This is a genomic window from Streptomyces sp. NPDC005263 (genome assembly GCF_042872365.1).
Classification (GTDB): Bacteria; Actinomycetota; Actinomycetes; order Streptomycetales; family Streptomycetaceae; genus Streptomyces.
Genome location: NZ_JBIAKJ010000007.1, coordinates 410,906 through 421,390, shown reverse-complemented (window position 1 = coordinate 421,390; position 10,485 = coordinate 410,906). Strand labels below are relative to the sequence as shown.

The following is a 10,485-nucleotide window of genomic DNA, read 5'->3' as shown; positions in this document are numbered from 1 at the left end:
TCACGCTTCGACGCACGACGGACAGGACGAGGAACCCGAGGCGGCTCCTGCGGCGGGCGCCGCCCGCCGCGGACGGGAACGATCTCTGAATCGTCGTGACGGACGCGCGCCGGTCCGGCGGCGCCGAACCGACGCGCGTCTCTTTCATCGGGCCCGGATCAGCTCATGCGAGGCGGCCGATCACTGGAATCCGCACCCGGGATTCCCCGCGTCGACCGACAACGGGGAGCCGGTCGGCAGGACGTAGAGGACCTCGAGCACTACCGGCGTGGAACCGCGGTTGATGCCTATGTGTACGTGATCCGCACCGCTCGGCTCCTGGATGAGGCTGCCGCGCGGATAGACCCCGTCAGACGTGCACGTCGCGTCGAAGTGGCTCAGCGTGCCTTGCTTGACCCGGCCGTAGAGGGTGCCGGTGTGATAGTGCCACCCGGTGGCCTGACCTGCCGGGATCGTTATCTCGCGCAGGATGTAGTCGGTGTCGCCGACCGTCTTCTGGGCGATGATCGTGCCGACCACGCCGGGTCCTGGCGGCGTCGCCTGCGCGGGCGCGGCAAGCACCAGCGATGCGCCGGCCGTCATCGTGGCGACGGCGGCACCGATCGCCTTCCGTTTACTGAACAAGGACTTCCTTTCGCTCTTTCGATCACGCACGGCCGGCCGAGGCTGCCTGCAGAGACGTCCGATCGGAGAACAACCTCGGCCGCACCGATCACCGGTGTCACCAGTCAGGGGACTTCGTCATGATTCACCTCCCTCGCGATCGGAGAACAACCTCGGCCGCACCGATCACCGGTGTCACCAGTCAGCGAGCTTCGTCATGATTCACCTCCCTGACGATCGGACACATAAAGGAGCCAGGGTGAAAGCGTCAGAACGACTCGAAATCCTGGCGTCCACCCGAACCGCGTTCCATTGAACAGGCCGCGACTTCCCTCCGACTGGATCAAAAACTGTCGTCAGTGAATACATGACGAGCGGCCGGAACTGGATTTTCACTTCGTTGTGGAACCGTTCGAACCCATGTCGCTGATGGGCAATAGAGAATTTCGCGCGATCGCGGTGGCCGAGACGCTGTCGGTGGTAGGCGACCAACTGTCGCGGGTGGCGCTCGCGCTGCTGGTCTTCGAGCGGACCCGGTCCGCAGGACTCAGCGGACTGACGTACGCACTGACCTACCTGCCCACCGTCGCCGGAGGATTTCTGCTCTCCCCGCTGGCCGACCGGCGGCCGCGGCGCGAGGTCTCCATCACGATCGACGCGGTGCGGGCGGCGATCGTCCTGGCTATGGCTGTTCCCGGTGCCCCGTTCGGCGCGTTGTGCTGCCTGGTCGCCGTGTCATCGTTCCTGAGCGGGCCCTACACCGCCGCGCGCCTGGCTCTCCTGCGCGACGTCCTGCCACACGAGCAGTACGGCGCCGGCATGGCCGTGCGGCAGTCGCTGTCCCAAGGCGGGCAGCTCGTCGGGTTCTGCGTCGGCGGTTTCATCGCCACGGCGTTCGATCCGGCCATCTGTCTGGTCGTCGACGGGCTCACCTTCGGGGCGGCGGCGCTGGTGGTGCGGTTGTTCGTGCGGTCGCGCCCGCCCGTGGCGACCGCCTCGGCCGCCGGCAGCGCGGCTTCGACGTTCGGGTTCATCTGGCGGTCGCCGGCGCGGCGCGCGATCCTGCTGTCCACCGTCACCGGCGTGTTCCTCACCGCGCCCAAGGCACTCGCCGCGCCACTGGTGTTCGAGCTGGGGCTCGGCGGCGGCTGGGCCGGGCTGTTCATGGCTTCGGAGGGTCTGTTCTCCGTCGTCGCGCTGGCGGTATTCGCCAGATACGTGACCCCGGATCGGTACGCGCGGATCTTCCCGGTGGCCTGCCTGGCGCCGTGCGTACCGTTGCTGCCGGTCTTCACAGCGAGCGACCCCCTTCTGATCATCCTGGCCTTCGGCTTCAGCGGAGCCCTGTGGGCCGTGCTGACCGTGGTCGCGGCGTCCTCCTTCGTCGACCTGCTCCCCGGCGACCAGCGCGGCCGCGGCATGGGAATCGCCGGATCGATGAACGCGACGGCGCAGGGCGTGGGAGCGTTCCTGGCCGGGGTGGCCGCGGACCGGTTCGGCGCCGGCCGGTCCATCAGCCTCCTCGGCCTGGCCGGCATCCTCTTCGCACTGCTTCCCGCGTTCCTGTGGCGTTCCGCCCCCGTGGCGGACGGTCAGCTGAACGGGGTCCAGGTCTCCACCACACGGAGTCGTACCGACTCGTAGAGCGGACGACTCCCAACCTGCTCGCCGCGGCAGCCCGAATACCAAGGTCAATCAAAAAGAAAACCCCAGGTCATTAGTCTTGACCTGGGGTTCACTCCGGAGCCGCCTTCGGGATTCGAACCCGAGACCTACGCATTACGAGACCGTGAGGCATCGTGTTACGGAATGCCTCGTCGTGCTGTCCAGTGACGTCCTACCTGATCAGAGCACATGCAACAGGTTGACCCGTGCTACCCCGTGATGCACCGTCCAAAGGCGTCTGTCCACCGACTGTCCACCGGAGAGGTTGTCGCCAGCCTGCCAGCGCGACCGACGCCGGGCTGTCAGCGATGCTGCGTCTGATCGGAGAGACGGGCGAGGGCACTGTAAAGGTCCTACAAGCCATCCACCGAACGGTTCCTCTGCGACGGCCCATGGCGGGGTCACCCGCACGGCCTGGGCGGCCCGGTCCAGGAGCCCGACAGCGAGGATGAGCGCGGCGCGGAGCTGGATCAGGTTGACCCGGTTGTTGGAACCGGGCGTCGACCTTGTCGTCATCAAGGAACTCCTCGGCCACGCCCACATCGGCGTCACCGCCGGCGTCTACGCCCACGTACGACTCCGCCTCCAGCGCCAGGCCATCGACACCCTGGGCGATGTACTGGCTGAGGGCAGCGACTCCGAAGAGCCGCCACCCTCAGCGGTGGTCGTCCGCTGACGTTGCCGTCAGCGTTGCCGTCAAACGGCGTTACGCAGGACTCTGGCCATAGACTTCCACAGGAATACGGGCCACGGTCACTACGCCAGAGAAAGAACTCTCCACCACAATGCGGCCGCCGGGTGAATAGATCCAGAGTTCCGGTACCGATTCCATGATGTCCGGCAGGTAAGAGATAGAGGATTCGAGCCCTATCTCTACACTCGGGACCGCCAGGCTCTCCCAGAAGAAGATTAGGCTGCTAGCTTTCGGGGCGAACTGTTGGATTACGGTGCTCAGCTCGATGGAACCCGATTCCATCGAGCTGAGCACCAAACCATCAGCCACCGCACCCCACACAATCGCACCGTCAGAGCTACGCGGATAATGACTGAGGCTTTCGCGCTCATACTGGAGATGCTGATCCAGGTTCAGCAACTGCACACCCGGCCGCCCAACCCAAGTTAGCCGTCGGTCACCCTGTTGATCTGCACGAACCACTCGAACCATAGACCGGGGCAGGAGGTCCGGCCTGGTTCCGTATACACCGTCGAGTGTCACGAATTACCGCCAAGCATTCTCGCAAAATCGTCTTCTGTGCCATTCCATGGCACTGCCCATTTACGTGCAGAGTCGCCCTTACCGACTTCCACGTTGATATGGGGACCCTTCACCGGATCGTAATCCATTCTGAACCTCTTGAATTCGCCGTTCACCCGAGTAGTGAATCCCACTACCTTGCCGTAGGTCGTCGGCGCAGATTCGAGACGGCCGATGTACGGCTGCCGAGTAGCTGGATCGACCTCACCCAGCAGATCGAGCGCCTTGTTGCGAGCTTGCTCGAAACTGCCAGAGCTAGGCAGGGTTACTTCCTTGCACGCCCCTCCGGAATTGTGAACCAGAACCGGAGTCTGCCCCGCCAGCACATAGTACGTGTGCACGTCACTGACGGTCAGATTGTGAACGGTGGCCGTCGGCGCCGTCCAACGTTTGACCGCAGTGATCTGGACTCGCGTTCCCGCGCCGGTGCTCAGCCATTCGCCCGGCTCAAGACCGGTGGCCCGAACCCATACCCCGAGTTCCGGGACCCAGAACGGATGCCCGTCGGTCGCGGTGACCGATGCCGTCCTGGCCCCCTTCTTGCCGTCGATGTCAACGGTGACCTTGACGAGGTGCTTGAGCCCTGTGCCCTTGATTTCGGCAGTGACCGTCTCAGTCTTGGTCTCGCCGGTCTCCGGATCGGTGGCGAGGACCTCGTCCCCTATGTCGACGTCCTCGATGGGCTTGGTGGTGCCGTCGGCCATGAGGACTTCGGTGCCGGGGACGAAACTGTTCCGGCAAGCGCCGGCCGCCTTGCTCTCGGCTCCCACGGCACCGCCGAGATACCCTAGGAACGCCTCGTTGATGTAGCCCTCGATGGTCTTGCCTCTGGCGACTTCCTTGGCCTCGTCCGCGCATTGCTCGGCGTGATAGACGCAGTAGGTGGCCGCGATTTCCTTGGCCTTGTCGACATCCTTGCCGCCGTGTAGCACGTACAGGTAGGCCTGCCGGCAACCCTCGCGCCCGTAGCAGGCGGAGCCCTCCACGGACGACTCGTAGACTGGGTTGTACCAGAAGTCGTCCGTGAACTCCCCGTTCATGCGGGGGGACCAGTACTGGTCGGCCAGCTTGTCGATGTCCGTGGTCACCGGGGTATTCGCCGCCACCCACGTGGCCCGGACGTGGCCGGGTGTATTGGTGGGGGTGCTGCCCGAGCCGGCATAGTCGCGCATCGCCGCCTCGGTGCTGGCTTTGTCGCCTGGGGTGGCGTTGAGGCAGGAGGGGCAGTTGCGGGTTGGGCAGTTGAGCTCTGCGCACAGCCCGGAGGGGTCGCTGTAAGTGATGGGGTTGTTCTTGGCGTAGGTGTAGCCGTGCATCTGCTGCGGGTCGCCCGCCGTGAAGACCGGGTCGACCGACAGGAAGCGGCCGGTGGCGGGGTCGTACTCGCGCGCACTGAGGTGCGTGAGGCCCGTTGCGGTGTCGGTTGTACCGCCGACGAAACCCTTGGTGCCGGTCCAGGTGGCCGGCTCGGTGCCACGCAGTCCGCCGAACGGCAGGGTGCGGCGCTGGGTGATCGCCTGGGTGGCCGCGTTGACGGACAGCTGAGCTGTGCCATTGTGGTCGGCCAGAGTGAAGGAGATGGTTCCGTCGTTGGCCTGGACGGCCTGGTGCCCGCCACCGACGTCGAAGTAGCGGGTGCCCTTGGTGGTCGTGGCGCCCTTCGCCAGAGTGATCTCAGTGGCGCCCAGGTAGAGCGTGGTCTCCGTGGTGGTACGGCCGATCAGGCGGTTGCCGTCGGCGTCGTACAGATACTCGGTGACCTTGTCGCTGCCGCCTTCCACCGGCTGGGTGACCTTGGCCAGATGGCCTTCGGCATCCCAGTCCAGGGTCTGCGAGGTGCCGTTGCCCAGCTGCCTGGTGTGGGTGTAGCCGCCGGCGTCGTAGGTGAAGCTGTCCTTGGACTTGACCGTGCCGGTGGTGGTGTCGACCGAGTCCAGAGTGTGCGGACGGACCGCGCCCGGGTCGGGGTAGTGGTAGCTCCGCTTGGTGTCCGAGGCACCGGTCGTGGTGGCGTGCTGGCTCTCGCTCAGCCGGTTGCCGACCACGTCATAGGTGTAGGAGGACCAGTACGGGGCCGGGCCGCCCAGCGCGGCGGTGGTCGGGGTGGTGGCACAGCCGGCCATCGACTGCGCCCAGGCCTCCGTCAGCCGGCCAAGGTAGTCGTAGGTGAAGCACTGGTTGTCGGTGCCGGAGCGGGAGGTGTCCGAGACGGACATGACGTTGCCCGCCTCGTCGTAGGCGTAGGTGTTGTACTGGTCGACGCCCGAGACGTCCTGGCGGTCCACCCGTGAGGTGGCCAGCCGCTGGGTGCCCCACTGGTAGGTGTTGGTCTCGTATGTCACCTTCCCGCCGTTCGCGGCCAGCGAGTACTGCAGCGGCTTGCCGGTCGGGCTGTAGCTGGTGCTACCGGTCAGGTTCAGCGGGCCACTCACCCCGATGGGCCGCAGGGTGCCGTCCTCGTAGGTGTACGCGACGGTGTTGGCGGCCAGATCGCCCGCCTTGGGATAGCCAGCGCCCTGCACGGTGCCCGAGGCGTTGTAGGTGGTCGTCGACGGGTAGGTGCCGGCGAGCGCGCCCTCGTTCGACGGGATCGTCACCGAGGTGCGCAGCGGCCGGTACAGCCGGTCGTAGGCGACGACGCTCGTCTTGTACTCCTGGCCGCCGCTGTAGCGCGAGCTGGACGCGAGCTGCCCCTTGGCGCCGCTGATCGTGTCGTAGACCCACTTCGCGCGCAGTGTCCCGGTCGAAGAGGTGTCTCGCAGCTCTGTCTTGCGGCCGAGACCGTCGTAGACGGCAGCGAGGACGGTACCGCGGGCGTCCTTGCTGCTTGTCAGCAGGGAACGGTCGTCGTACTCGTTGTGCCCGGCGCCCTTGTCAGGGTCCGTCGTGTCGGTGAGACGGCCCATCAGGTCGAACGTCCAGGTCCAGACGTTGCCTGCCGGGTCGGTGACCTTGGTCTGCTCACCGCGTGCGCTGTAGCCGTACGACGTGGTGTCGTAGTCGGCTTCGGCGGCACGGGCGTGCAGCAGGCGCAGTTCGGTGGTGCGGCCGCGGGCGTCGGTGACGGTGGTCTGCGCGGTGCCGCCGACCGGCGGGATGACCGTCGTGCGGTCGCCGCCGTAGATGGTCTTCGTGACGCCGAGGACCGCTCCACCGTCACCGTTGCCGGCGATCTGCTTCAGCTCGGTGACCCGGCCCAGGCCGTCGTAGGTGTAACGGTTCTGGGTCTCCACGCTCAGCGCCTTCGCGGGCTTGAACAAAGTGGTGGAGGGGGCGGTGGTGTCGGTGTAGTAGGTGGCGAACTCCTTGGCGGTCAGACCACGTTCGTCGTAGAAGGTGTCCGCCAGCAGCGTTCCGCCCTTCGGGCCGGGTGCCTGCGTCTGGCGGGCTCGCAGGAAGCCGTCGTAGAAGGCGTACGAGGTGTCCTGCGCACCCGAGTTGCCGATGGTCTTCGTCCCCACGGCGATCGGCTTACCGTCGGTGATGGTGTACGTGAACTCGTAGGTCGGGGTCTGACCGGTGGTCCGGTCGGCCAGCCACACCTTGGTGTTGCGGCCCAACGCGTCGTACGCGTAGGTGATGACCTTCCCGTTGGTGTCGGTCTCCGTGAGCGGCAGCCCGCGCAGCGCCTCGTAGGCCGTGGTCGACGTCTGTGCGGTGGTGCTGTCTCCCACCGTCGCGGGCGGGGTGGTTACCGAACTGCTCGTCGCAAAGCCCGTGGTCGGGGTGTACGCGGTGGTCGTGGTCCGTCCGTCGCTGCGGGCGCTCCTGGTGAGCGCGCCAGCGGCGGTGACCGTGACGTCGGCGGTCAGGTCGGTGGTCGTCAGCGCCCGTCCGTAGCCGTCGTAGGTGGAGGTGGACTCCAGATAGATCGCGCTGGAGCCGCTGTACTTCTTGAGTTTGGCGGTTCTGGTGGCGTCGCCCTTCGTCGCCGCGGCGCCGTACGCCCCTCCGTCGTAGGCGGTGCGGACGTCGGACATGACGTCGGCCGGGCGGTTGGTGGTGGCGTCACATGCCTTGGCCACCGTCTCGACCCGTGCGGGGGCGTCCACGGGGACGCTGCCGGAGACGTAGGTGGTGCGGGTGCACTGGTCGTCGGCCGAGGTCGTCGTGTCGCCCAGGTCCTCGGTCTGGGTGACCAGGCCGGTGGTGGCGTCATGGGTGTCGGACGTCGAGGTCGTCTGCCACTTGGCACCGGCGCCGTCGTCCAGAGAGACCCACGACTTGCTCGAGGAGGTGCCGGTGAAGTTGGCGGTGACAGTGCCCCAGTCGCGGACCTTCTTCGCGGTCTCCTTGTACCAGGGCTGGCTCACCGTCTTGGAGAGCACCTTGCCGCCGGGGCCGGAGTAGTTGACGGTCTTGTACGCGAAGCCGGCCTGCGACTCGTGGTCGGTGATCGGGTCGCCCTCACCCGAGTCGAGGGTGACCGACACGCTCTTGGTGCCGCCCGAGGACGTCTTGCGGTCGCCGTCCATGCCGCGCAGGAAGTAGCTGTCGGTCTGCGACTTCATCGCCGCCGCGCCGCCCTGACCGCCCGTGCGCACCTTGACGTGGCCGTAACCGCGCCACTGCGACCAAGTCTTGGACTTCTTCTTGGTCATGCCGTCGTCATCGTCGTAGTGCCAGGCCGCGCCGTCCAGGTAGTCGTACATGGTGACCTGGTCGGGCGCGCCGCCGGTGCGGTCGGTCGAGGTGACCGTGTCGACGACGTACTTGTTGAACCACTGCAGGTCCGGGTCGTCGGTCGTGCTGCCGCCGATGTACTGCGGGAAGCAACGGGTGGTGTTCGTCTCCGGTGTGGGCAGCGCGGCGGCGTCACACACCGGTGCGGAGTAACCGACGTCGAACTGGCCCCCCGACTCGTCCGAGACGGTGGACAGCCGGGACTTGATGTACGGGGCGTAGCCGTCGCCGATCTTGTCGAGGCGGTTGGCGAGGTCGGTGTAGGCGAAGGTGACCTTCGGCAGGGTGATCGAGGCCGTGCCGCTGTAGCCGGTGTGTTCGACGGAGTCAAGCAGCAGCTGGTAGTCGGTGTCCGCCATGCCCCACCGGTGGGTGAGCTTCCAGCCGTCGACGTTGCTGTAGGCACCGGACACCAGCACCTGTGTGGTGACACTCGTCAGCCGCTTGCGGGTGAAGAACACGGGGGACAAGCGACCGTTGTCGCAGTCGGTGCCCGCTTCGCAGTTCAGGTCCCATGGAGTGTCGTACCAGTACTGGGAACCCGTGGAAATGGACGAGCACGTGGTCGAGCTGTCGGGGATGCACCGCTCGCTGTTGGTGAAGTTGACCTTGGCCAGGGCCTTCGTCGAGTACATGGCTGTGGACTTCAGTCCGTACTCGATACGGTCCAGGGTGCCGCCGCGCACATACGGGGTGTCGTCGGCCGCCTTGAGGTTACGGCCGTAGGAGTTGGTCTCCTTGTCGTAGTAGTACGCGACCGCGTTGCCGTGCGGATCGACGACATAGTCCAGGTTCCATCGCCAGCCCTGCTGGCACCAGGACGCCTCGAACGTCGAGGCGTTGCACGGTTCGTCGGCGTTGTTGCCGAAGACCGGCGCCGTCCACGTCGAGTCGGTGGTCTCTTTGCCGCTCGCCCAGCCCGGCAGCCGGTTGTAGCCGAAGAAGTACTGCGCACCGTCGGGGGTCGTCACCCGCCAGTACTCGTCATTGCGCGCGCCGTTGGACCGCACGTCGGACGAGGAGCCGTAGATCCGGTCGATCTTCGTACCGTCGTCGTTCTGGAGTTTCCAGGAGTTGGTGCCGTTGGGCACCAGTTCCCCGCCCGAGCCGTTCAGCGACAGAGTGGCGTTGTCGTACGCCCAGCACAGATCTCCCGGCTTGTTCCCGTCTGCGTTGGTTACACCGTCCTCCTCGCACCCCTTGTAACTGCGCTCGATGAAACCGGGCGCCAGGTCGAAGCCGTCCCCTACCCACGACGCCTGGTTGTTGGTGTTCCCGGTCCGGCCGTCGACACCGCCGGAGGAGTACGACAGCCCGACCTGCGGCGTCAGCCCGCCGGGCACCTGCGGCACCGCCATGTCGTACGACCACGCGAACGAGCCGCTGCTCAGATCCGTGTTCCAGGTCGAGGAGGCGGACAGAGACGTGGCCTTGTAGTCGCCCTTGTCGCTACCGGCGGAAGCAGTGACCGCCAGTACCGTCGCGGTCTTGGCACTGAGGGTGACCGAGTCCGTGGTCAGCGTCTGCTTCTCGGCGTCGTTGACGGTCTCCACGGGCTGAGTCGTACGGCACTGGGCCTTCTGCGGTGTCGTCAGCGCGCACGTCGGCAGTCGCACCATGGTCAGCCGGTCCGCGTAGCCGCCGCCGTACAGGTCTGCGAACGAGGAGTAGTCCAGGCCCGCTCGCACTTTGCCGCCGCGCTGTGTGGCGCCCTGAGGGGACGTCAATGTGAAGACCGGCCCGTCGACACCCATTTTTCGCGCCGCCGAGCGGGACAACGTGCTGACGGTGTACGTGCCGGAGGCCGCCTCAGCGGACCGCTTGACCCGCGTGTCCACGGTGAGCGGTAGCCCCTTGACCCGGGGCGCCTCCTGCCGCAGCGTCACCGCCGACACACTCGCCTTCGGCCAGCTGATCGCGGGCGCCTTTGCGGGTGTACGGGGTCCCTTCGTCACCTTGCGGGGCACCGACTTGCCCGCCGGGCCGCCGGCGACTGGCGACTCGGCCTGTGGCAGCGCGGGCTTGCGCCAGCCCTGGGCGACGGCGGGCACGCCCGACGCCTGTAAGAGGGTCGCGGTCAGGACGGCCGCGGTGGCCACGGCCACCCGGCGCCAGGGCCGGCCCGTTCTTGTGCGTGGTCTGGTCTTCATGCTGGTGTGTCTTCCTCCCGTTGAACGCTCCGCGGGCAGCGGTGAACCGGACACCGCGGAGTGGAGCGAAGGGCCCGGGGAAGGGTCGGCCGCACGCGGCGGCCGGCCCGTTCCCCCTTGGCTGTGCCG

General features: G+C 66.7%; 5 protein-coding genes. 2 read left to right on the top strand and 3 right to left on the bottom strand.

All coding sequences use genetic code 11. The features are described from left to right. Nucleotides 1–180: 180 nt before the first annotated feature. A complete protein-coding gene (locus ACFYRY_RS30455) occupies nucleotides 181–582 on the bottom strand; it encodes a cupin domain-containing protein (protein WP_389152994.1) in 402 nt (133 codons plus the stop codon). Between the two features lie 441 nt (nucleotides 583–1,023). Between ACFYRY_RS30455 and ACFYRY_RS30450 the strand changes: the two genes are divergently transcribed. Beyond that, entirely contained in the window at nucleotides 1,024–2,247 is a 1,224-nt protein-coding gene (locus ACFYRY_RS30450; protein ID WP_389152550.1) for an MFS transporter, read from the top strand. A 469-nt stretch (nucleotides 2,248–2,716) separates the two neighbouring features. Continuing rightward, nucleotides 2,717–2,944: a hypothetical protein gene (locus tag ACFYRY_RS30445; protein WP_389152547.1), complete on the top strand. Its 228-nt coding sequence runs from the start codon at nucleotides 2,717–2,719 to the stop codon at nucleotides 2,942–2,944. A gap of 30 nt (nucleotides 2,945–2,974) precedes the next feature. On the opposite strand, the gene ACFYRY_RS30440 is transcribed toward ACFYRY_RS30445, so the two are convergent. Together ACFYRY_RS30440 and ACFYRY_RS30435 are read right to left on the bottom strand one after the other, a co-directional pair. Further along, nucleotides 2,975–3,367: a hypothetical protein gene (locus ACFYRY_RS30440; RefSeq protein ID WP_389152545.1), complete on the bottom strand. Its 393-nt coding sequence runs from the start codon at nucleotides 3,365–3,367 to the stop codon at nucleotides 2,975–2,977. A 113-nt stretch (nucleotides 3,368–3,480) separates the two neighbouring features. Further along, nucleotides 3,481–10,356, bottom strand: coding sequence for an RHS repeat-associated core domain-containing protein (locus tag ACFYRY_RS30435; protein WP_389152542.1), 6,876 nt, complete (start codon nucleotides 10,354–10,356; stop codon nucleotides 3,481–3,483). Nucleotides 10,357–10,485: the final 129 nt, after the last annotated feature.